Below are 22403 nucleotides of genomic sequence, written 5' to 3'. Positions count from 1 at the left end.
GGCCCGGCGAAGGGTCCGGCGAACGGCCCGGTCGTCACATGGCCGCCGAGATGGCCGAACAGCCCGACGTCCTGCGCCGCATCCTCGCCGAGGGCGCATCACCCATCCGTACCGTCGCCGAGCAGGTCGCCGCCCGCCGGCCGAGGTTCGTCCTGTTCACCGCCCGCGGTACGTCGGACAACGCGGCCCTCTACGCCAAGTACCTGTGCGAAGTGCGGCTCGGCATGCCCTGCGGTCTCACCTCCATGTCCACGACCACCGCCTACGGCGCACGGCCCGATCTCAGGGACTGCCTGGTCGTCACGGTCAGCCAGTCCGGCGGTTCACCCGACCTCGTAGCGTCGACCCGGGCGGCCCGCGAGGGCGGCGCGATCACCCTCGCGGTGACCAACAACGCCGACTCGGCGCTCGCCGCCGTCAGCGAGTTCCACCTCGACATCCTGGCCGGCCCGGAACGCGCCCTGCCCGCCACGAAGACGTACACGGCCGAACTCCTCGCCCTCTACCTCTTCGTCGACGGCCTGCGCGACAGCTGGGGCCACCCGGGCCCGCACGCCGCGGGCGACCTGGCCGCCAAGGCGCTGCCGGACCTCGCCGAGTCCGTCCTGGCCCGCCACGCCGAGGTCAAGGCACTCGCCGCCCGCTACCGCTTCGCCGAGCGCATGGTGCTCACCTCACGTGGCTACGGCTACCCGACGGCCAAGGAAGCCGCCCTGAAGCTCATGGAGACCAGCTACATCCCCGCCCTCTCCTACTCCGGCGCCGACCTCCTGCACGGCCCGCTCGCCATGGTCGACAACATCTCCCCGGTGATCGCGATCGTCACCGACGGCAAGGGCGGCGAGGCGCTGCGACCCGTACTGGAACGCCTGCGCGACCGGGGTGCCGACCTGGTGGTCATCGGCAGCCACACCGAGGTCGACCGGGCCGCGGCGGGCTTCGCACTGCCGACCGAAGGCGTGGCCGAGGAACTCCAGCCGGTCCTCGAAATCCTCCCCCTCCAGATGCTCGCCTACGAGGTGACCCTCGCCCGAGGCCAGGACCCCGACGCCCCCCGCTCCCTGGCCAAGGTCACCAAAACCCACTGACCCACCCCCACCGCCTCCCCCCCCGCCCCCGCCCCCCACCCACCCCTCCCTCGAACACCGGCCCTCCTGGACTTGGCCCACCCCACAAGCCGAGCCCAGACGACCATGCCGCAGCCCGCAGCCCGCAGCCCGCAGCCCGCAGCCCGCAGCCCGCAGCCCGCAGCCCGCAGCCCGCAGCCCGCAGCCCGCAGCCCGCAGCCCGCAGCCCGCAGCCCGCAGCCCGCAGCCCGCAGCCCGCAGCCTCCCGTCGCCGGACGGTCGACCGCCGGCTGCCGGCCCTCAACCCCCGGGCCTTCACCGTCGGGCCTTCACCCTCGGGCTCCGGCCCTCAGGCCCGGCTCCGGGCGGCCGACTGCTGGCTGCCGGTTCCGGCCCCCGGGTGGCTGACCACTGGCTGACGCCCCGGCCCTCAGGCCCCGGAGCCCGGGCGACCGACCGCCGGTTGCCGACCCCTGGCACCCGGCACGGTGCGACGACAGCACTTATCGATGCACAGTGGCGAGTAGCCAGGCCACTGCTGCCGGGCCAACGGCCTGCCGGGGGCGGGCGGTGAGCTGATCGCCGCCCGGTGGCCGACGAGGTGCTGTCCCGCTCCCGTACCGAGGTGTCGCAACCGGACCAGCCCGAGCCGTCCGGTCCCGGACAGACCGTCTACCAGTGGCACCGTCGCTGGTCGGTGGATGGCACCTGGCCGGAGACCCTGCCCGAGCCGCAGATCCGCAGATCGACGCCGACGCCACTGTCCCCGTCTGCGCCCTGGCCGAGCACCCTTCAGCGGGACTGGCCGGTGAGCATCGGCTCCCGATCGCTGCGTGGTGACCGTGCCCGGCGGGAGCGAGGCTTGGAACGCTCGCGGAGCGGACTGGCCCTCGAATCCATCCCCCGATCCATCTGCTGGCCGCCGAGCAGGCCCGCCCGCTGACCTGCCAGGCCAGGCCAGCGAAGCGACAGTCCATGCTCACCCCGTGCTGGAGGGGAGGGGCTGTAGATCCGGCGTCGTGGGCTGGGCCGCCCCGGTCACCGCCCGGATCGCCCCGAAGCCCGCCCTCCGATGTCGGGCTGCCGACGTCCGGCATCTAACTCCTGTCAGCGTGCATCCGTATCTGCTCAGGACGGTACAAACGAAGGCGTTCAGCTCCTTGGGTCGAGATGAGGGTGCTCGGTGTGATCGGCGTATCAGGGAGGCGGTACGGGAAGGGGGTGCGGCACAATTCGCCGGGTGATCGTCATGCATCCCGTCCTGGAGATATGCGCGCCTGACGGCTTCGGCCTCTGGCCTGTCGCGGAGGTCGGGTCGTTCGGCTTCCTGCCTCTCAGCGGTGAGCTCTCACCCGCTGAGGTCGGGACGGCGGTGATGCGCATTGCCGGCTGCAACGGCGTCACCCCCGACGGCGACCGCCCGCCTCGTCCGGCCGACACGCTCGACTCCTTCCTTCACGGACTGCTGACCTTCGACAGCCTCTTCGCACCCGGCGGCCTGCGCCTCACCGAAAACTCCACGGGCGTCACCTTCCTTCCTGGTTGCTGCGATGGACTGGAGGACTGGCGTGACTGGCACCAGTTCGTCGACGGCGGCAGTCTGCTGGGGTTCGGCCACGAGCCCGTGTCACCGGTTGCGGAGCGCTTCGGTGAGACCGTCCGGCTCACCGTCAACGCCGACCGGAGCGACAGTCCGGTGATCGAGCTGTCCGTCACCGCGCTCCGCAGCCTGCTGGCCGGTGCTGAGCGCGACCTGGCCGACTTCCTGGCGCTGACAGCCGACTGGGCCTCCAGGGAGCTGCCCGGTCACTGTGCTCCCGTCACTGCCGCCCTCGCCCGCGTCCTCGACCTCCCCGCGCCGGCCATGCCGCCGCAGCCGTAGGACGGAGGGCCTGGCTTCGTCGGCCCCAAGGGCAGGGGCCTGGGTTGCCGTGGCGTGCGACGCGGTGAGCGTGTGACGGGGTGAGCGTGTACTGCGGTGACCAGGTTCGGGTGTACTTGCCTGGGCGCTTCTACGTGTACGGAGACAACTCCCGGTCACCCGGTGCTTGAAGACCGCACCTCGGTCGACGTCCTCGCCCTCGCCCCCGCCGCGTTCATCCCTCCCACCCAGCCACCGCCGATGCCCCCGGACCCCCGCCCGCCCCACTACCTCAGAGCAGCGCAACCCCCGTAGCGTCGACCCACTGACCAGTGACCCAGCGGCTGTCGTCCGAGGCGAGGAAGGCGACGATGTCGCCGATGTCGCGGGGCTCGCCCACCCGGCCCAGGGGGGATATCTCCGCGGATGTCCGCCAGGCTTCGGGATCGTTGCGCAGCCAGCCCGCGTTCATGTCGGTGTCGACCACGCCCGGGGCGACCGCGTTGACCGTGATGCCTCGGGGGCCCAGGTCCTTGGCGAGGGTCGAGGTGAAGACGTCGAGTGCGCCCTTGGTCATCGAGTAGGCGATCAGATCGGGGCTGGCGGCGCCGCGGGTGAGGACGGTCGAGATGTTGATGACGCGGCCGCCGTCACGCAGCCGTTCCAGACCCAGCTTGGTGACGAAGAACGGGGCCTTCGTGTTGACCGCGAAGATGCGGTCGAAGTCCTCTTCCGTGACGCCCGGCAGCCGGTCGCGTCGGCCGACGATGCCGGCGTTGTTGACCAGGATGTCCAAGCCGTCCGTCTGCGCGTCGAACGCGGACCACAGCGCCGCCGCGTCGCCCGGCACGCCCAGTTCGGCCTGGAGGGGAAATGCCTGGCCGCCTGCTTCCTCGATCGCCGTGACCGTTTCCTTCGCCGCTGTTTCGTCGCGTCCGTAGTGCACCGCGACCAGCGCGCCGTCCCGCCCCAGCCGCTCGGCGATCGCCCGGCCGATGCCCCTGCTGCCGCCCGTGACCAGCGCCGTCTTGCCTGTGAGCACGCCCATGGCTGCGCCCCCCTTTTTCTGTATCGGTTGCTACAGAAAGACCGTAGCAGGGTTTCCGTAGCGAGCGCTATAGAATTGGGGGATGGCGACGAAACAGCGTGCACAGCGCGGGCGGCCCCGGTCCTTCGACCGCGAGACGGCCCTGGAGAAGGCGATGCGGGCCTTCTGGGAACACGGCTACGAAGCCGTCTCGATCGCCGACCTCACCGAGACCATGGGGATCAAGGCGCCGAGCCTGTACGCGGCGTTCGGCGACAAGCGGACGCTCTTCGAGGAGGCGGTCGAGGCGTACGTCCGGGACATCGGCGCCTTCTCCGGCCGTGCCCTCGCCGAGGAGCCGACGGCGCGCCGGGCCGTGGCGCGGATGCTGCGCGAGGCGGCGGCCTTCCATACCCTTCCGGGCTATCCGCGCGGCTGCATGATCATCACGGCCGCCACCAACTGCACGGTGCAGTCCGAAGAAGTGGTGCGCAGCCTTCAGGAACGCCGCGCCCAGACCGTGGAGCTGCTCGAAGGGCGGATCCGGGACGACATCCGGAGCGGTGAGCTGCCCGGCGGTACTGACGCGCACGCGCTCGCGACCTACGGCGCGACCGTGCTCCAGGGCATGTCGCAGCAGGCGCGGGACGGTGCGGACCGTACGACTCTGGAGCGGGTCGCCGAACTCGCGATGGCCGCCTGGCCCGCCGGGCGGAGCGATGGGGGAGGGGAGGGCGGCTCGGCGCGGGAAGAGTAGCGGGAGAAAGAGGGGCGGGGGCTCGGCGGGGCCGAGGACACCCGCAGGCCGCGGCGCCGGGACAGGACCCTCAACCTGTCCGGCACCGCAGCCCGGAGCTTCATCGGCCGGCCCGGCGGCAGGAGGCGTCCCACGTGCGGTAGGAACATCCGCCTGCCCAGAGGCCGGTCGACCGGAGGCCGTCGCGCAGTCAGGGCAGAGAGCGCTCGGGCCTCTTTCCACTCTCCTGTGCGGGGAGAGCGGAGGTTTGTGGAGGTTCGCGAAGTCTTCGTGCCGGTACCGCGGGCCCGGGGGCCGCCCCTCGCGGGGTGCGGTACCGACTCATTGTGGACTAGACCATTCAGATCTGTCCATGGCCTTGCAAGGACAACACCTACACCGTACGCCGGTAGGCTCCAAGGCGTGCCCTCCATGAACGATCTCGTACGCCAGCACACCGCCCTCAGCGACTCCGACCTGGAGTGGCTGCACCTGCTGGTCTCGGAGTGGCAGTTGCTCTCCGACCTGTCCTTCGCCGACCTGGTGCTGTGGGTGCCCACCCTCGACGGCACACGGTACGTCTCCGTCGCCCAGATGCGGCCCAACACGGGCCCCACCTCCTACCAGGACGACATGGTCGGCCACCTCGTGCCGCGGGGCCGCCGCCCGATGCTCGATTCCGCCCTGGACGAGGGACGGATCGTACGGGAGGGCGACCCCGAGTGGCGCGAGGAGGTACCGGTACGCGTCGAGTCGATCCCGGTGCGCCGCGAGGGCCGGGTGCTGGGGGTGATCGCGCGGAACACGAACCTGCTGACGGTACGGACGCCGAGCCGGCTGGAGCTCACCTACCTCCAGAGCGCCTCGGACCTCGCCCAGATGATCGCTGCAGGATCCTTTCCCTTCCCCGGCCAGCAGGTCGACATGGACGCCTCGCCGCGGGCCGGCGACGGGCTGATCCGGCTGGACGCGGACGGCGTCGTCCAGTACGCCAGCCCGAACGCGCTCTCCGCCTACCACCGCCTCGGCCTCGCCGCCGACCTCGTGGGACACCACCTCGGCCGGGCCACCGCCGAGCTGGCACCCGCGCGCGGCCCCGTCGACGAGGCGCTGGTCAAGCTGGCCAGCGGCTGGGCGCCCCGGGAGTTCGAGGTGGAGGGCGAGGACGGGGTGATCCAACTGCGCGCCATCCCGCTCAAACCCAAGGGCACGCACATCGGTTCGCTGGTGCTGCTGCGCGACGTCACCGAACTCCGGCGCCGCGAACGGGAACTGATCACCAAGGACGCCACCATCCGGGAGATCCACCACCGGGTGAAGAACAACCTGCAGACCGTCGCCGCCCTGCTGCGCCTCCAGTCCCGCCGGATGGACTCCGAACAGGGGCGCGAGGCGCTCAACGAGGCCGTACGCAGGGTCGGTTCGATCGCGATCGTGCACGAGACGCTGTCCCAGAACCTGGACGAGCGCGTCGAGTTCGACGAGATCGCCGACCGGGTGCTGGCCATGGTCGCCGAGATCGCGCCGGGCGCCGTGACCACCCGCCGTACGGGCCGCTTCGGCATACTCGACGCCGAGGTCGCCACCCCGCTCTCCATGGTCCTCACGGAGGTCCTGCAGAACGCCCTCGAACACGCCTTTGTGCCGGGTGACCAGGGGTCCGTCGAGGTGGGCGCGGTCCGCGGCGGCAGCCGTACGGAACCCCGCCTGCTGGTCACGGTCCAGGACAACGGTCGCGGTCTGCCGGACGGGTTCGACCCGCACCGGGCCGGGAACCTCGGGCTGCAGATCGTACGCACGCTCGTGGAGGGCGAGTTGGGCGGAAAGTTCGACATGGTACCGGGGACCGAACGGGGCACCCAGGTGATTCTCGACATTCCCGTACGCGCCGAGAAGCACTGATGAAGGAGCCGCCCATCAAATGAGCGGCAGGAGTGTGGAATTCGGGAAATCCGGAGAAATATCCGCGCGGGGCGCCAGGTGTGCCCCCCGTTCCCCGAATGGCCGTACAGCAGAACGAGGTAACGGAAGAGTGACGGCGAGGGCGGTGAATGGACAACGACTGGGAGGGGTAAGTCTCCAGAGTCGCCCGGGAGATGAAGGTCCAGACCTTTCTGGAGGCGCGGACGGAGGTGGGGCGGGGCGTGCGGAGGCGCGATGGGGGCGCGGACGGAGACTGGGGTGACGACGAGGGCGCGGGGCGCGCCGGGGGAGTCCGAGGTGGCCGGCCGGTGGTGAGGCGTCGGCCGCAGCGGGTCCGGACAGCAGTAAGCCCCGGACCCATCCGGTCCGGGGCTCAAAGCTCACGTTGCGTGGGGAGCTCCCAGGCGCTCGGGGCGCTGGGGGAGCATCGGGGGTACTGCGCGCTGCGGCTCGGGGGCCACGGGGCGTCTGGCGGTCAGGCGCTGGCGTTGCGCGCCCGGTTGCGAGCTGCACGGCGCTTCATGGCGCGGCGCTCGTCCTCGCTGAGACCACCCCAGACGCCGGAGTCCTGGCCGGACTCAAGCGCCCACTGCAGGCACTGCTCCATGACGGGGCAGCGGCGGCAGACGGCCTTGGCTTCCTCGATCTGCAGCAGCGCAGGACCGGTGTTGCCGATGGGGAAGAAGAGCTCGGGGTCTTCCTCGCGGCAAACGGCGCGGTGACGCCAGTCCATGGCTGCTCCATCTCCTCGTGTGACGGGATCGTTGCTTGTGAATGTGAACGCTTTCACGAATCCCTCCACAAGGGAAGGGCCGAACCCCAGTTGAGAACTGGTGCGGTCCTGAAGAATGAGGAGGAGGATTCGGGCTCTCAAGGGGGCCGGTAGAAACGGCCGTCCCGATCGCCATGAAGAGACTCGCAAACCTCGGCGGCGGATACAACCCCTTCCGGAAACTTTTTTTTGATTCCTTGGTGTCGCCTAGGTCACAGCCGTACTTCTAGGGGGTGGAAGTCAGCCTAAACGTTCGACTGAAAGGACTTTAGGCCCTACTGCTCACACAATCACACGCAGTGCACGGCGAACGCCTGTGAACGTCACGCTCGTACGGAGCCCCAGGTGGTCACCGTCCATCTGAAAGGGCAGCGGTGCCTGCGAATGCAAGGTGAAGTCCGTCAAGTCATGGAGCGAGACCACATGCTTGCCCCGGGGTCCGCGCTCCGGTGTTGACGCCAGGAGCTGGGTCGCGTAGCGGGTCACCGCAGATGCGGACAGTTTGGACAGGGCGAACACGTCGAGCGCCGTGTCGAAGGAGGCCGCCGGGGCCGGGTAGACCGGGCGATTGCCCAGGTAGGTCCAGGGGGCGGTGTTGCAGATTATCGACATGACGAGTTGCTCCACCGGGTCCTCGTTCGGGCGCTCCAGCGTGATCGTGCCGTGCCGGCGGTTCGACTCGCCGACGTACTGGCGCAGCACCTGCCGCATGTAGAGCGAGTGCGTCGAACGCTTGCCCCGCTCCCGCTGCTGTTCGACCCGGCCGACCACGCCCGCGTCGAAGCCGAAGCCCGCGCAGAACGTGAACCAGCGGGCCGGTACGCCCTCGTCCTCCGTGCCGGGCGTGCCGGCGGCCAGGCCGAGACCGACCGTGCGTTCGCTGCCGTCACGCAGCGCGTCCAGGAGGGCACCGGTCGCCTCGACCACGTCGTTGGGCAGGCCGAGGGCCCGGGCGAAGACATTGGTGGAGCCGCCGGGGACGACGGCCAGGCGCGGGAGGGACTCGGGGTCGGGGCCGTGTGTCAGCAGACCGTTGACGACCTCGTTCACCGTGCCGTCACCGCCGAGCGCGACGACCAGCTCGATCTGACCGCCCTCGGCCGCCTGCCGGGCCAGGTCCCGGGCGTGTCCGCGGTAGCGGGTCTCGGCGACCTCCAGCTTCAGGTCGCTGGCCAGCGCGTGGGTGAGGACTTCACGCGTACGCGCACTGGTGGTGGTAGCTGCGGGATTGACCACGAGAAGTGCGCGCATGTGCAGCAGGGTACCTACCTGCCGGTACCCGACTCACTCCCTGCCCGCCGTGCGGAGGAGGCCCCGGGGCTACCCTGCTGGGGTGAGCAGTAAGCAGAAACGGCCCGCGGCCAAGGCGGCCAAGCCCTCCCGGCCGGCCGAGGCGACGCGGGGCAGCAAGCCGGACCGGGAGAACGCGCAGGCCGGGGGCGCGAAGGCCGGTTCGGGCGGAAAGTCCGGGACGGCCGAGAAGCCCGGAAAGAGCGGGAAGGGCGGAAAGAGCGGGAAGGGCGGCAAGGCGGCCCAGCAGCGGCCGGACGCCAAGGCCGCTTCCGCCGGACCGAGCGGGCCGCGGCCGGCCCGGCTCAGCGCCGCCGCGGTGCTCACCGCCGTCGAAGGAGTGGCACTGGCCGCCCTCGGCGTCTACATGCTCATCGACGGGCTGACCGGCTCGCCCGACAGTCCCCGCCAGGCGGAGACGGGCGGCCTGACCGTGATCGCGCTGGCGGTGCTGCCGCTGGTCGCGGCGCGCGGACTGTGGCTGCGGCGCCGCTGGAGCCGCGGGCCGTCGCTGATCACCCAGATCGTGGCGTTCCCGGTGGCCTGGACGCTGATCAACGGCGGCGGCGCGCTGATCGCGGCCGGTGTGGGCTTGGCGGTGGTCGCGATCGCCGTCCTCGGGCTGCTGGTGAATCCGACGGCCACCGAGGCGCTGGGGATCACTCCCAAGGAGTGAGGGGCCGAGGCCCGGCCTCTTGTGGCCGGCCGGAGCGTGCGCCCAGGGTGCGGCCCAGGACGGCTGTGGGTGGCCGGAAGGCGACTCCTGCCCGGACGCTCGGGGGCGTAAGGTGCGGGCCTGCTTCTGGGCTGCGCGCGGCCCGTACGAGGCCCCGCGCGCCGTACGGCGTACGACGCCCGCCCCGCCCTACGACGGACGCCCCACGCACGACGCCCCGGGCTCGGGCATCGAGGCCGGGGCGGTGGCGGTGGTACGGGTGCAGGTACGGAAGCTTCCGTGGCAGTCGGGCTACTCCTCCACCAGGAGCTTGTCGCGGAGCTGGGCCAGGGTGCGGGCCAGCAGGCGGGAGACGTGCATCTGGGAGATGCCGACCTCCTGGGCGATCTGCGACTGGGTCATGTTGCCGAAGAAGCGCAGCAGCAGGATCTTCTTCTCCCGCGGCGGCAGGTCCTCCAGCAGCGGCTTGAGCGACTCGCGGTACTCGACGCCCTCCAGCGCCTCGTCCTCGGCGCCCAGGGTGTCGGCGACGGCCGGCGACTCGTCGTCGGTGTCCGGCACGTCCAGGGACAGGGTGCTGTACGCGTTGGCCGACTCCAGGCCCTCCAGGACCTCCTCCTCGGAGATCGCCAGGTGCTCGGCCAGCTCGTGGACCGTGGGGGAGCGGCCGTGCCGCTGCGACAGCTCGGCGGTCGCGGTGGTCAGCGACAGCCGCAGCTCCTGGAGGCGGCGGGGCACCCGGACCGCCCAGCCCTTGTCGCGGAAGTGCCGCTTGATCTCGCCGACGACCGTGGGCGTGGCGTATGTGGAGAACTCCACGCCGCGGTCGGGGTCGAAGCGGTCCACGGACTTGATCAGGCCGATGGTGGCGACCTGGGTCAGGTCGTCCAGCGGCTCGCCGCGGTTGCGGAAGCGCCGGGCCAGGTGCTCGACGAGCGGCAGATGCATCCGCACGAGCGTGTTGCGCAGCTCGGCGCGCTCCGCCGATCCGTCGGGCAGCTTGCGGAGCTCGTAGAACATCGCCCGCGCGCCGCTGCGGTCATGGGGGTCGTGAGGGTCATGGGGGTGGTGCGGGGTGTGCGGATCGCGCTCGTTCCGCTTGTTCTCGCTCTGGTCCATGTGGTCCGCCCGCTCTGCCTGCTCCGCCGCGTCCAAACGGCCGCCGTGGTCATCCGCGCCCACCGGTTGCGGCCGGGCATGATGCTGCTCGGGGATGGCCGTGACGGGCGCCATCCGCGTGCCGCTTTCAAGATCCTTCACGGGGCCCCCTGTTCGGTCATGACGGTCCGGGACCGGCGCCGCGCTCCTTGTACAGGCTGATGGTGACCGTACGGTCCTCCGCGACGGTGGAGTCGACCTTGCCGGCCAGCGCGGAGAGCACCGTCCAGGCGAAGGTGTCGCGCTCGGGGGCGCGGCCGTCGGTCGTCGGGGCCGAGACGGTCACCTGCAGCGCGTCGTCGATCAGGCGGAAGACGCAGCTCAGTACGGAGCCCGGCACGGCCTGTTGCAGAAGAATCGCGCACGCCTCGTCCACGGCGATCCGCAGATCCTCGATCTCGTCGAGGGTGAAGTCCAAGCGGGCTGCGAGTCCGGCCGTGGCCGTACGCAGCACCGACAGGTAGGCACCCGCAGCGGGCAGCCGGACTTCCACGAAGTCCTGGGTCCCGGGCTCGCCTGCGATCTGGGACACCCTCACCTCCAAGGTGACACAAGCTGGTTGAGCTGATATTCGCGCCGGTCGCGGCCCCTCTCGTGACAAGAGGAGAACGATCCGGCGCGGCACATGGTTCGCCTGCGACGCTATCGCGATCTGCGGGGCGATGTCGCCCGGAAGAGGCAGCGCCGGCTTCCGGTACGACGGCTGGACTCACAGCGTCCCGCAGTCCTACGACTGTCACTCATTGTAAGCCTACGGGTACGGACAGTGGCTAGGGGTCTGCACCGCCAAATCGGAACCAGTTACGCTGCGTTGACGTTCGAGACGCCCGCAAGGTTGTGCAGCGCATCTCCAGTGAGCCGGAAGACGGTCCATCCGTCCATGGGTTCGGCGCCGATCGACCGGTAAAAACCGATGGACGGTTCGTTCCAATCCAGGACTGACCACTCGAAACGCTCGTAGCCGCGCTCCGTGCAGATCTCCGCGAGCGCCGTGAGGAGCGCCTTGCCGTGGCCGCCGCCGCGCGCCTCCGGACGGACGTAGAGATCCTCCAGATAGACACCGTGCGTGCCCGTCCACGTCGAGAAGTTCCTGAACCACAGGGCGAAGCCGACCGGGCCCTCGGCGTCCTCGGCTATGAGCACGAACGCCGCCGGATGTGCGCCGAAGAGCGCCTCGCGCAACTGAGCCTCGGTGGCTTTCGCGGACTCCCGGGCCCGCTCGTACTCGGCCAGCTCGCGGATCATCGTGTGGATGACGGGTACGTCGTCGACCGTCGCGGTGCGGATCATGCCTGAAGGCTAGCGGGCGGCTCTGACATCCGGCCCCGGGGTGCGGTGATCCCGGCGGACCGGGCCTGTGCAAGGCGCCCAAAGGGGACGGAAGGCGGCACGGTGGCCGCGCGGACGGGGGCCCGTCGGCTCTCACGGACGGTCGGTCCGGTCTACGGTCTCGGTCGCGGCTCGGTCGGTGGTCGCCGCGCCGGCTCAGACGACGGTCTCGTCGACGAAACACCACCGCCAGCTCTCACCCGGCTCGTACGAGCGCATCACCGCGTGGCCGGTCGCCGCGAAGTGCGCCGTCGCGTGCCGGAACGGCGAGGAGTCGCAGCAGCCGACATGGCCGCACACCAGACACAGCCGCAGTTGTACGGGGTGGCTGCCGACCGCCTCGCACTCGGGGCAGGTGGCGCTCAGCGCGGCGGGCTCGGGGCGCGGCAGATCGGGAACATGCGGGCACTCGCTCATGATTGCCAGGTTAGATCGCCCGAGCGGGCGTGGCACAGGCGGCCGCGACGGCGACCGGGGGCGGCACGGGCCGGCCACGGTGGAACAGGACAGGACGGTCGGGACCGATGGACGTGATGCCACTACTGCTGCTGGTCGCGGGGAGCGCGGCGGTCGCCGGGGCCGCCCGGCGCACACCCGTACCGGCGCCACTGCTGCTCGTCGCCACCGGCCTGGCGGCGGCCTACATCCCGGGCGTACCGGACTACACGCTCGATCCGCACATCGTGCTGCCGCTCCTGCTGCCCCCGCTGCTGCACACCGCGGCGCTGGAGAGCTCCTACCTGGACCTGCGGGCCAACCTGCGGCCGGTGGCGCTGCTGTCGGTCGGCTACGTGCTCTTCGCGACGGTCGCCGTCGGGTACGTCGCCTACCTCGTCGTCCCGGACCTGCCGCTGGCGTCGGCGCTCGTCCTCGGTGCGGTGATCGCGCCGCCGGACGCGGTGGCCGCCACCGCCATCGCCCGCAGACTGCGCCTGCCGAACCGGATCACGACCATCCTCCAGGGCGAGTCGCTGGTCAACGACGCCACCGCGATCACCGCGTACAAGGTGGCGGTGGCCGCCGCCGCGGGGGTGGGCGCGACCTGGACCGACGGCATCCGCGAGTTCGCGGTCGCGGCGCTCGGCGGCATCGGCGTCGGGGTGGTGCTGATGATTCCGCTGCACTGGCTGCGCTGCCGGCTGCGGGACGCGCCGCTGCTGGAGAACACCCTGTCGCTGCTCATCCCGTTCGTGGCGTACCAGGTGGCCGAGGAATTCGGGGCGTCCGGTGTGCTGGCGGTCGTCGTGGTCGCGCTCTACCTCGGGCACCGCTCCTGGCAGGTCGACTTCGAGACGCGGCTCCAGGAGGAGGCCGTGTGGAAGATGGTCTCCTTCGTGCTGGAGTCGTCGGTGTTCGCGCTGATCGGTCTGCAACTGCCGGTCGTACTGCGCGGGCTCGGCGAGTTCAGCGGCGCCGAGGCCGCCTGGTACGCCCTCGTGGTCTTCGTGGTGGTGGTGCTCACGCGCTTCGTCTGGGTCTTCCCCGCGACGTTCCTGCCGCGCCTGCTCTCCGAACGCATCCGCACCCGCGAACCCGGTACGACCTGGAAGGCGCCGGTGATCGTCGGGTGGGCCGGGATGCGCGGCGTGGTGTCGCTGGCGATCGCCTTCTCGATCCCGGTGACCGTCCAGGACTCCGGCGACGGGTTCCCGGCGCGCAACCTGGTGCTCTTCCTGACCTTCACGACCGTCATCGGCACCCTCGCCGTCCAGGGGCTGACGCTGCCGCCCCTGATCCGCGCGCTGCGGCTGCCCCCGCGCGACGTACAGGGCGAGACGCTCGCCGAGGCGCAGGCGCAGAACGAGGCGTCACGGGCCGCGGAGCAGCGGCTGGCCGAACTGCTGGAGGACGAGCGCAACGCGCTGCCGGGGCCGCTGGCCGACCGGCTGCGCACGGTCATGGAACGGCGGCGCAACGCGGTGTGGGAGCGGCTGGGCACGGTCCACGAGGTCACGGGGGAGTCGGCGGACGACACGTACCGGCGGCTGGCGCGGGAGATGATCGACGCGGAGCGCAGGGTGTTCGTACGGCTGCGGGACGAGCGGCGGATCGACGACGAGATGATGAGCGTGCTGCTGAAGCGGCTGGACCTGGAGGAGGCCGCGGCGTACCGGGAAGGGGCCGACTAGGGAGCGCGTCGCCTTACGGGGCACAGGGGACGGGGCACGGCGTACGGGCTGCGGCTTGAGGGCTGCGGGTCACGTGGCCGGGGCCCCTGTCACGACCGCCGTGACGGTGCTGCCGGGCGGGAAGGCGCCCTCCTGGACCAGGGTCGTCAGGCCCAGGAGGAGTTTGGCGACGTAGAGGCGTTCCAGGGGTATGCCGTGCCGGTCCTCGAAGTCGGCGGCGAAGGCGTCCAGTTCGGGGGTGCGGCGGGCGTATCCGCCGCAGTGGAAGCGGTCGTCCAGGTCCCAGGTGCCGCGCCGGCCGCCGAAGGCCGCGTACTGGAGGCGTTCGGTCTCCGCGGCGAGGAAGTGCGGTGTGCCGCCCTTGAGGACGGGTATGCCGAGGGCCCGCTGGTCCGGCGCCAGGCCGGCGGCCAGGCCCGCCAGTGTGCCGCCGGTGCCGCAGGCGACGGCGACGATGTCCGACGCGCCGTGCAGTTCCCGGCCCAGGGCCGTGCAGCCCTGGACGGCGAGGGCGTTGCTGCCCCCTTCCGGTACGGCGTAGTGCGGGCCGAAACGTTCCCGGAGCGCGGCGGCGGTCTCCGGCTCGGCCTTGCGGCGGTAGGCGGCGCGGTCGACGAAGTGCAGGCGCATGCCGTCGGCGGCGCAGCGTGCCAGGGACGGGTTCAGCGGCTTGTCCGCCAGTTCCGCGCCGCGTATGACGCCGATCGTCGCGAACCCCAGGAGGCGGCCGGCCGCGGCGGTGGCGCGCAGGTGGTTGGAGTACGCGCCGCCGAACGTGAGCAGCGTGTGCTCGCCGGCCTCGGCCGCGGCCCGCAGGTTCAGCTCCAGCTTGCGCCACTTGTTGCCGGGCAGGTCGGGGTGGATCAGGTCGTCCCGTTTGAGCAGCAGCCGCACACCGCGGCGCGCGAACCGTCCGTCCTCGACGTGCTGGAGGGGGGACGGCAGACGCGGCCGCAGTGCGGCGAGGTCGGGGACGGCGGAGGTCACCCGGCCATTGTCGCGCGCCGGCGGGCGCTGCTTCACCCGACGGCGGGCCCTACGGGGGCTACGGGTCTTACGGGTGCCTCGGGTGCTACTTGAGGCGGGCGCCGATGCGGGCGCGCATGTCCTTCATCGTGAAACCCTTGGGGTCTATTTTGTCCGCGCGCCATTCCAGGTGGCCGATGACCGAGTACTCGTTCCAGCCGTGGACCCGGCACAGCGCCGCCGCGGCCTTCTCGATGGCCTCCAGTTGGGCCTCGGGCCACGGGTCCTTGCCGTCGCCCAGGTTCTCGCACTCGAAACCGTAGAAGTGGACGTTGCCGTCGACGTTGTACTGGTTGGTGGGGGGCAGTTGCTTCCGCTCGGCGATCACGGCGTTCAGGACGTCGCGGTCGCCGCTGCCCGCGTGGTTGGTGCGCCCGCAGCCGACCAGGTGCACCCGGCCGTCCTTGGTGATCACGCCGTGGCACAGCGGGCCCGGCAGCGCCGAGGTGCCGTCGTAACAGAGGCGCACCGTGCTCTCGGTCCCGGACGTGACGGTGTGGTGGATCACCACACCGTGCACCGGGCCCCAGTCACCGTGGCCCTCGCGGTTGTGCGTGCGCCACTCGCCGACCTCGACGACGTCCAGACCCTCGTCTCTGAGGGCCTTGATGAAGGTGTTCGCGGACATGGGTGGGGCCATGGCCGACTCCGTTCGGTGCGCGGCGGCCGCCGACCGCGCACCGCCTCATAAAACGCTTGTACTGGAACGTCAGGTCACAGACCAGCCGTTCGTCGCGTGTACGAGCGGATGAGCGAGCGGTTTCAGCCGCTTTCCACCGCTTTCGGCCGCGGGAAGCGCCCCTTTTCAGCCGCGCAGGAAGCCGTCACCGTGCGTGGCGACGTGGGCCTCCAGCGCGCTCAGCGCCTCCTGGGTGGCGTCGGCGGAGCCGTTGCCGCGACGCTCCGCGTAGTAGGCCGCGCCCAGCTTCTTCAGCAGGTCGTTGCCGGCCCGCTGCTGCTGGACCTCGTCGACCTTCTGCTTGCCCTGGTTCAGCGCGCTCTGTGCCTGCTCCTTGGCGCGGTCGAGAAAGCCTGCCATTGCTGCCTCCGGTGAGGTTGGGGGGCGGACGGCCCCGCTGCCGTGGCGGCGCCGTACCGGATCAACGGTCCGGACGTTACCCGCGTTCCCGTGCCACCCTGGGGAGGTGAACAGGGGCACGGAACGGGCCACGGAGGAGCAAGCGGGCCCGGTCCAGGGCGCGGACCAGGGTGCGGTCGCGGACCCCGGTGGGTACCGGGAGCGGGCCGCGCGGCTGCGTGGAGCGGTCGTCTGGACGAAGCGGTCACCCGGCGGCCCGGCGCCGGTCCCGCAGCGGGTGCTGCCCGACGGCTGCACGGATCTGCTCTGGTGGGGCGGCCGGCTGACCGTGGCCGGGCCGGACACCGGCGCGTACACCCCCGCCGCGCGGCCGGGCGAGATCTCCGTCGGACTGCGCTTCGCCCCCGGCCAGGGGCCCGCCGTCTTCGGCGTGCCGGCGCATGTGCTGCGTGACCAGCGGGTGCCGCTGGAGGAGCTGTGGCCCCGCGACCTGGTGGACCGGCTGACCGGAACGGTGGCCGGGACCGATTCACCCGGACGGGTGCTGGAGGAGATCGCCGTACACCGCCTCCGGGAGGCCGCCGGCCCGGCCGACCCCGCGCGGCACGCGATCGCCGCGGCGCTCGGCCGCGGCCGGTCCGTGGCGGAGGTCGCCCGGGACGTGGGTGTCGGTGAGCGGCAACTGCACCGCCGGTGTCTGGAGGCGTTCGGGTACGGTCCCAAGATGCTCGGCAGGGTGCTGCGCCTCGTGCACGCGCTGGAGCTGGCCCGCGGCGGGATGCCGTACGCGGAGGTGGCGGTCCGGGCCGGGTACGCGGACCAGGCGCACCTGGCGCGTGAGGTGAAAGCGCTGGCGGGGGCCCCGCTGGGGGTGATCGTGCCGCCGAGGTAGCTTGTCCGTCATGGACTACCAGGCCGTTCTTGAGGAGGTAGCGGCCTATGCGAGGTCGTATGTCGGACATGGGCAGGTTGCCGATTACATACCCGCGCTGGAGAAGGTGCCGACGGACCGTTTCGGCATAGCGCTGGCCGACATCAACGGCGAGGTGTACGGGGTGGGGGACTGGGAGGTCCCGTTCTCCGTCCAGTCCATATCGAAGACCTTCTCGCTGGCGCTGGTCATGGCCAACGACAGCGAGGACATCTGGAAGCGGGTCGGCCGCGAGCCGTCGGGGACCCCGTTCAATTCGCTGGTGCAACTGGAGTGGGAGAACGGCATCCCGCGCAACCCCTTCATCAACGCGGGCGCGCTCGTCGTCACCGACCGGCTGCAGACGCTGACCGGCGACGCCAGCACCACCATGCTGCACTTCCTGCGCGAGGAGAGCGGCAACCCGGACCTCGCCTTCGACCAGGCCGTGGCGGACTCCGAGGCGGAGCACGGCGACCGCAACGCGGCGCTCGCCCACTTCATGGCCAGCTTCGGCAACCTGGAGAACCCCGTCCCCAGCGTCATCGAGCACTACTTCTGGCAGTGCTCGATCGAGATGAGCTGCCGCGACCTGGCGGCGGCCGGCGGGTTCCTGGCCCGGCACGGACTGCGCGCCGACGGCAGCCGTCTGCTGGAGGCCCGCGAGGCCAAGCGGATCAACGCGGTGATGCTGACCTGCGGCACCTACGACGCGGCCGGGGAGTTCGCGTACCGGGTGGGGCTGCCCGCCAAGAGCGGGGTCGGCGGCGGGATCGTCGCGGTCGTACCGGGCCGCTGCACGCTGTGCGTGTGGAGCCCCGGCCTGGACAGCCGCGGCAACTCGGTCGCGGGCGCGGCGGCGCTGGACCACTTCACGTCGCTGACCGGCTGGTCGGTGTTCTGAGCCGGCCGCCCGGTGGCGGGCGGCGCTACCCCGGGCGCATCGTGGGGGCGAGGAGGTGCGTCGCCATGGAGCACGAGATGCGCGCCGAGTACGCCGAGGGTGCGGAGGCCGGTTCGTCGGGGGCAGACGGCCCGGTGAAGCTGTGGCACATGGTGCGGCTGGACGACACCCGGTCGATGTGCGGCCGCGAACTGCGACCGGATGCGGCGGTGCAGTCCGCGGACGCCTGGGGCACGGCCGCGGCCGAACCTTTCTGCCACTCCTGCGGAGCGCTGTACCTGCGCGAGGTGCCGTAGCCGCGGCGGCGGGCCTCCAGGGGACCTCGCGCCCGTACCCGTATCCGTACGCCTATGCCAGCGTCGCGAACAGGTCCACTCCGTGCCCGTCCGGGTCCTGGACCACCGCGTACCGCTGCCCCCAGGGCGCGTCCCACGGTTCCTTCTCGCCCGTGTACCCGGAGGCGGTCAGCTCCGCGTAGACCTTGTCGACCCCGGCCGGGCCCGCGCACTCGAAGGCCAGGCCCGTCGGGGTGCCGGGCCCCGGCGGCGTCCACTCGGGATCGATGGAGCGCGCGACGTCGTACGTGTCCCACATCAGGCGCAGACCGCCGGGCAGTGTCGCCTCGGCGTGCGGTGCGGTGTCGGCTTCCGCCGGGACGGCCAGGCCCAGGCGGCGGTAGAAGGTGAGCGAGGCCGCCATGTCGGCGACGACGATGCCGATCGCCGCCAGGCGCGGTGTCGTGGTTGCGGGGGTGGGGTGCGGTTCGTTGCTCATACGGGGAGCGTAGGGAGCGCCGCGTGGCCGGGTCTTGAACGAATCGGACGTCGGTACGGGGTGGGGGACCGGCAGAGGTACGGATCGGGCACCGCTACCGGCACGGATCGGCCCCCGCTACGGGCACGGATCGGGCACCCCTACGGGCACGGGAAGCCGGCCGCCCTCACGGGCACCGGATGACCTGCCCCGCGTACGACAGATTGCCGCCGAACCCGAAGAGCAGCACCGGCGCGCCGGTCTCGATCTCCCGCCGCTCCACCAGCTTGGACAGGGCCAGCGGCACGGAGGCGGCCGAGGTGTTGCCGGACTCGACGACATCGCGCGCGATCACCGCGTTGACCGCGCCGATGCGTTCCGCGAGCGGCTCGATCAGCCGCAGGTTGGCCTGGTGGAGCACGACTCCGGCCAGGTCCTCCGGCTGGATGCCGGAGCGCTCGCACACCTGGCGGGCGATGGCCGGGAGCCGGGTGGTCGCCCAGCGGTAGACGGCCTGGCCCTCCTGGGAGAACCGGGCCGGGCTGCCCTCGATACGGACGGCGCCGCCCATCTCCGGGACCGAACCCCACAGCACCGGGCCGATCTCCGGCTCCGGCGCCGCCGTGACGACCGCGGCGCCCGCGCCGTCCCCGACGAGCACACAGGTCGAACGGTCCGTCCAGTCGACCACGTCGGTGAACTTCTCGGCACCGACGACCAGCGCGTTGACGGCCGAACCGGCCCGGATGGCGTGGTCGGCGGTGGCCAGCGCGTGGGTGAAGCCCGCGCAGACGACGTTGATGTCCATGGCGGCGGGGGCCGGCAGGCCGAGCCGGGCGGCGACGCGTGCCGCGGTGTTGGGGCTGCGGTCGACGGCCGTACAGGTGGCGACCAGCACGAGGTCGATGTCCTGGGGGGCCAGTCCACTGGCGGCGAGCGCCTTGGCCGCCGCGGCGGCCGCCATCGCGTCCACGCTCTCGTCGGGGGCCGCGACGTGCCGGGTGCGGATGCCGACGCGGCTGCTGATCCAGGCGTCGTCGGTGTCGACGATCTTCGCGAGGTCGTCGTTGGTGAGCACCTCGGAAGGCTGGTAGTGGCCGAGAGACAGGACGCGTGAGCCCGTCATGGGATCCCCTGAGCGTGTGCGGACGGTGTCTGTCCAGTGTTGGGGGTGCGGCTGCTGAGGACGTAGCGAGAACCGCCAATCTTCGGGGGCGAGAACTGGAGGGAAGCCACGGACGATGCGGATCAGAGGCTTCCGGCGGCCCCGGGGCGGAGGCCGTGATCCCGCGCACGACGCCGGACCGGAGATCGCGCGCACGAGGCCGGTCCCGGGTGGCACACGACGCCGGTCCCGAGTGGGGCGCGACACGGTCCCGAGTGGCGCATGACGCCGGCCCCGAGTGGCGCACGACGCCGGACGGCCCGTACAGCGGATGAGCGCTGTACGGGCCGTGCCGGGGGCGGGCTCCCGCCGCTCAGCCGAGCGGCTTGAAGCGGCGCAGCCGGAGGCTGTTGGCCACCACGAAGACCGAGGAGAAGGCCATCGCGGCCCCGGCGATCATCGGGTTGAGCAGCCCGGCGGCGGCCAGCGGCAGCGCGGCGACGTTGTAGCCGAAGGCCCAGAAGAGGTTGGCCTTGATGGTGCCGAGGGTGCGGCGGGCGAGCCGGATGGCGTCCGCGGCGGCGCGCAGGTCGCCCCGTACCAGCGTCAGGTCGCCCGCCTCGATGGCGGCGTCCGTGCCGGTGCCCATCGCCAGGCCCAGGTCGGCCTGGGCGAGCGCGGCCGCGTCGTTGACGCCGTCGCCGACCATGGCCACCGACTTGCCCTCCGCCTGGAGGCGCTTGACGACCGCGACCTTGTCCTCGGGCAACACCTCAGCGACGACGTGCTCCGCGTCGATGCCGACCTCGGCGGCGACCGAGCGGGCGACGGCCGCGTTGTCGCCGGTGAGCAGCACCGGGGTGAGGCCGAGGGCGCGCAGCCGCCGGACCGCCTCGGCGCTGGTGGGCTTGACCGCGTCGGCGACGACGAGCACGGCGCGCGCCTCGCCGTCCCAGGCGACGGCGACCGCGGTGTGCCCGGCCTCCTCGGCGGCGGCCTTGGCGTCCGCCAGGGTGGCGGGAAGTTCGATGGCCCACTCGGTGAGGAGCGAGGTACGGCCCACGAGGACGGCGTGGCCCTCGACGACGCCCTGGACACCGCGGCCGGGGACGTTCGCGAAGTCCTCCGGGGCGGGCAGCCCGCCCGTACGCTCGTCCGCCGCGGTCGCGACGGCGCGGGCGATGGGGTGCTCGGAGGAGTGCTCCAGGGCACCGGCCAGGCGCAGCGCCTCCGTCTCGGACACGCCCTCGGCCAGGTGGACGGCGGTGAGGGTCATCGCGCCGGTGGTGACCGTACCGGTCTTGTCCAGGACGACGGTGTCGACGCGGCGGGTGGTCTCCAGCACCTCGGGCCCCTTGATCAGGATGCCGAGCTGGGCGCCGCGGCCGGTGCCGACCATGAGCGCGGTCGGCGTGGCCAGTCCCAGGGCGCACGGGCAGGCGATGATCAGTACGGCGACCGCGGCGGTGAACGCGGCGACCGCGCCCGCACCGGTGGCCAGCCAGTAGCCCAGGGTGCCGAGAGCCAGCGCGATGACGACCGGGACGAAGACGGCGGAGATCCGGTCGGCCAGGCGCTGGGCGGCGGCCTTGCCGTTCTGCGCGTCCTCGACCAGCCGCGCCATCCGGGACAGTTGGGTGTCCGCGCCGACGCGGGTGGCCTCGACGACGATCCGGCCGCCCGCGTTGACGGTGGCGCCGGTGACCGGGTCGCCGGGGGCGACCTCGACGGGTACGGATTCGCCGGTGAGCATCGAGGCGTCCACGGCGGAGGACCCGTCCACGACGGTGCCGTCGGTGGCGATCTTCTCGCCGGGGCGGACCACGAACCGGTCGCCGACCGCCAGCTCACCCACCGGTACGCGGACCTCACGCCCGTCCCGCAGCACCGCCACGTCCTTGGCGCCCAGCTCCAGCAGCGCCTTGAGCGCGGCCCCGGCCCGTCGCTTGGAGCGCGCCTCGAAGTAGCGTCCGGCCAGGATGAAGGCGGTGACGCCGGCCGCGGCCTCCAGGTAGATGTTGCTGCCGCCGTCGCCGCGTTCGATGGTCAGCGTGAACGGGTGGGTCATGCCGGGCATCCCGGCGTGGCCGAAGAACAGGGCCCACAGCGACCAGCCGAGCGCGGCCAGCGTGCCCATGGAGACCAGGGTGTCCATCGTGGCCGTACCGTGCCGCAGGTTGGTCCAGGCGGCCTTGTGGAACGGCCAGGCCCCGTACGCCACCACCGGGGCCGCCAGGGTCAGCGACAACCACTGCCAGTTGGTGAACTGCAGCGCCGGGACCATCGCCATCAGGATCACGGGTACGGCCAGGAGCACCGAGACGGTCAGGCGCTGCCGCAGCGCGGCGAGCGGGTCGGCGCCCGGTTCCGGCGCGGGAACCGGCCCCGGCGCCGTGCCGGGATCGGGTGGCGGCGGGGCGGGGGCCGGGGGTTCCGGGACGGCGGCCGTGTAACCGGTCTTCTCGACGGTGGCGATCAGATCGGCGACCTCGATGCCGGCACCGCTCTCGTACGTGACCTTCGCCTTCTCCGTCGCGTAGTTGACGGTGGCGGTGACGCCGTCCATCCGGTTGAGCTTCTTCTCGATACGGGCGGCGCAGGAGGCGCAGGTCATGCCGCCGATCTCCAGCTCGATGCCGCGCTCGTCGACGGTGGTGGTCATGGCTGCTCCTTCGGGAGGCGGGGGTGACGGCGGGGG

The 22403-nt window shown here is 71.8% G+C and carries 21 protein-coding genes and 1 pseudogene; 9 read left to right on the top strand and 13 right to left on the bottom strand.

Going from position 1 to position 22403, the window contains the following annotated elements; translation table 11 throughout:
* Positions 1–38: 38 nt before the first annotated feature.
* Together EJG53_RS13515 and EJG53_RS13500 are read left to right on the top strand one after the other, a co-directional pair.
* Positions 39–1088, top strand: a complete 1050-nt coding sequence (locus tag EJG53_RS13515) for an SIS domain-containing protein (protein ID WP_125045056.1) — start codon at positions 39–41, stop codon at positions 1086–1088.
* A 1228-nt stretch (positions 1089–2316) separates the two neighbouring features.
* Complete coding sequence (locus EJG53_RS13500) at positions 2317–2949, top strand: hypothetical protein (protein ID WP_218041972.1); 633 nt, start codon at positions 2317–2319, stop codon at positions 2947–2949.
* A 271-nt stretch (positions 2950–3220) separates the two neighbouring features.
* On the opposite strand, the gene EJG53_RS13495 is transcribed toward EJG53_RS13500, so the two are convergent.
* Complete coding sequence (locus tag EJG53_RS13495; protein WP_125045052.1) at positions 3221–3976, bottom strand: SDR family oxidoreductase; 756 nt, start codon at positions 3974–3976, stop codon at positions 3221–3223.
* Positions 3977–4058: 82 nt separating this feature from the next.
* Between EJG53_RS13495 and EJG53_RS13490 the strand changes: the two genes are divergently transcribed.
* Both EJG53_RS13490 and EJG53_RS13480 read left to right on the top strand, forming a co-directional pair.
* Positions 4059–4712, top strand: coding sequence for a TetR/AcrR family transcriptional regulator (locus EJG53_RS13490; protein WP_125045051.1), 654 nt, complete (start codon positions 4059–4061; stop codon positions 4710–4712).
* 411 nt (positions 4713–5123) lie between these two features.
* Complete coding sequence (locus EJG53_RS13480) at positions 5124–6593, top strand: sensor histidine kinase (RefSeq protein WP_031001160.1); 1470 nt, start codon at positions 5124–5126, stop codon at positions 6591–6593.
* Positions 6594–7089: 496 nt separating this feature from the next.
* On the opposite strand, the gene EJG53_RS13475 is transcribed toward EJG53_RS13480, so the two are convergent.
* Together EJG53_RS13475 and EJG53_RS13470 are read right to left on the bottom strand one after the other, a co-directional pair.
* Positions 7090–7347 (bottom strand): WhiB family transcriptional regulator, encoded by a 258-nt coding sequence (locus EJG53_RS13475; RefSeq protein ID WP_003983230.1) that lies wholly within the window; start codon positions 7345–7347, stop codon positions 7090–7092.
* A 321-nt stretch (positions 7348–7668) separates the two neighbouring features.
* A complete protein-coding gene (locus tag EJG53_RS13470; protein WP_125045050.1) occupies positions 7669–8637 on the bottom strand; it encodes a diacylglycerol/lipid kinase family protein in 969 nt (322 codons plus the stop codon).
* 316 nt (positions 8638–8953) lie between these two features.
* On the opposite strand from EJG53_RS13470, the pseudogene EJG53_RS43605 reads away from it, so the two are divergent.
* Positions 8954–9352: pseudogene (locus EJG53_RS43605) on the top strand (hypothetical protein); the annotation flags it as partial.
* 291 nt (positions 9353–9643) lie between these two features.
* Here EJG53_RS43605 and EJG53_RS13460 read toward each other — a convergent pair.
* The 4 genes from EJG53_RS13460 to EJG53_RS13445 all read right to left on the bottom strand — a co-directional run bounded on the left by EJG53_RS13460 (position 9644) and on the right by EJG53_RS13445 (position 12256).
* Positions 9644–10585: an RNA polymerase sigma factor SigF gene (locus EJG53_RS13460; protein WP_031001162.1), complete on the bottom strand. Its 942-nt coding sequence runs from the start codon at positions 10583–10585 to the stop codon at positions 9644–9646.
* 43 nt (positions 10586–10628) lie between these two features.
* A complete protein-coding gene (locus EJG53_RS13455; protein ID WP_003985353.1) occupies positions 10629–11042 on the bottom strand; it encodes an ATP-binding protein in 414 nt (137 codons plus the stop codon).
* 269 nt (positions 11043–11311) lie between these two features.
* Entirely contained in the window at positions 11312–11800 is a 489-nt protein-coding gene (locus EJG53_RS13450) for a GNAT family N-acetyltransferase (protein ID WP_125045049.1), read from the bottom strand.
* A 195-nt stretch (positions 11801–11995) separates the two neighbouring features.
* On the bottom strand, positions 11996–12256 hold the full coding sequence (locus EJG53_RS13445; protein WP_125045048.1) for a UBP-type zinc finger domain-containing protein: 261 nt from the start codon (positions 12254–12256) through the stop codon (positions 11996–11998).
* 107 nt (positions 12257–12363) lie between these two features.
* On the opposite strand from EJG53_RS13445, the gene EJG53_RS13440 reads away from it, so the two are divergent.
* Positions 12364–13968: a Na+/H+ antiporter gene (locus EJG53_RS13440; RefSeq protein WP_125045047.1), complete on the top strand. Its 1605-nt coding sequence runs from the start codon at positions 12364–12366 to the stop codon at positions 13966–13968.
* A 69-nt stretch (positions 13969–14037) separates the two neighbouring features.
* On the opposite strand, the gene EJG53_RS13435 is transcribed toward EJG53_RS13440, so the two are convergent.
* From EJG53_RS13435 to EJG53_RS13425, 3 genes are all read right to left on the bottom strand, one after another.
* Entirely contained in the window at positions 14038–14955 is a 918-nt protein-coding gene (locus EJG53_RS13435) for a 1-aminocyclopropane-1-carboxylate deaminase/D-cysteine desulfhydrase (protein ID WP_125045046.1), read from the bottom strand.
* A gap of 85 nt (positions 14956–15040) precedes the next feature.
* Entirely contained in the window at positions 15041–15634 is a 594-nt protein-coding gene (locus tag EJG53_RS13430) for a peptidoglycan recognition protein family protein (RefSeq protein ID WP_125045045.1), read from the bottom strand.
* A 165-nt stretch (positions 15635–15799) separates the two neighbouring features.
* Positions 15800–16033, bottom strand: coding sequence for a hypothetical protein (locus EJG53_RS13425; protein ID WP_125045044.1), 234 nt, complete (start codon positions 16031–16033; stop codon positions 15800–15802).
* 106 nt (positions 16034–16139) lie between these two features.
* Between EJG53_RS13425 and EJG53_RS13420 the strand changes: the two genes are divergently transcribed.
* The 3 genes from EJG53_RS13420 (at position 16140) to EJG53_RS13410 (ending at position 18143) form a co-directional block, all read left to right on the top strand.
* A complete protein-coding gene (locus tag EJG53_RS13420; protein WP_244955127.1) occupies positions 16140–16925 on the top strand; it encodes a helix-turn-helix domain-containing protein in 786 nt (261 codons plus the stop codon).
* A 10-nt stretch (positions 16926–16935) separates the two neighbouring features.
* Entirely contained in the window at positions 16936–17847 is a 912-nt protein-coding gene (locus EJG53_RS13415) for a glutaminase (protein ID WP_125045043.1), read from the top strand.
* Between the two features lie 65 nt (positions 17848–17912).
* The gene (locus tag EJG53_RS13410) at positions 17913–18143 is read left to right on the top strand and encodes a hypothetical protein (RefSeq protein WP_125045042.1); all 231 of its coding nucleotides are present in this window, start codon (positions 17913–17915) and stop codon (positions 18141–18143) included.
* A gap of 52 nt (positions 18144–18195) precedes the next feature.
* On the opposite strand, the gene EJG53_RS13405 is transcribed toward EJG53_RS13410, so the two are convergent.
* From EJG53_RS13405 to EJG53_RS13395, 3 genes are all read right to left on the bottom strand, one after another.
* Positions 18196–18621: a VOC family protein gene (locus EJG53_RS13405; protein ID WP_125045041.1), complete on the bottom strand. Its 426-nt coding sequence runs from the start codon at positions 18619–18621 to the stop codon at positions 18196–18198.
* A gap of 166 nt (positions 18622–18787) precedes the next feature.
* Complete coding sequence (locus EJG53_RS13400) at positions 18788–19726, bottom strand: beta-ketoacyl-ACP synthase III (RefSeq protein WP_125045040.1); 939 nt, start codon at positions 19724–19726, stop codon at positions 18788–18790.
* A gap of 352 nt (positions 19727–20078) precedes the next feature.
* Positions 20079–22367: a heavy metal translocating P-type ATPase gene (locus tag EJG53_RS13395; protein ID WP_125045039.1), complete on the bottom strand. Its 2289-nt coding sequence runs from the start codon at positions 22365–22367 to the stop codon at positions 20079–20081.
* Positions 22368–22403: the final 36 nt, after the last annotated feature.

Source organism: Streptomyces chrestomyceticus JCM 4735, from assembly GCF_003865135.1.
Taxonomy (GTDB): domain Bacteria; phylum Actinomycetota; class Actinomycetes; order Streptomycetales; family Streptomycetaceae; genus Streptomyces; species Streptomyces chrestomyceticus.
Note: the sequence above shows the minus strand (reverse complement) of the source record. Positions and strands in the feature narration are given on the sequence as shown.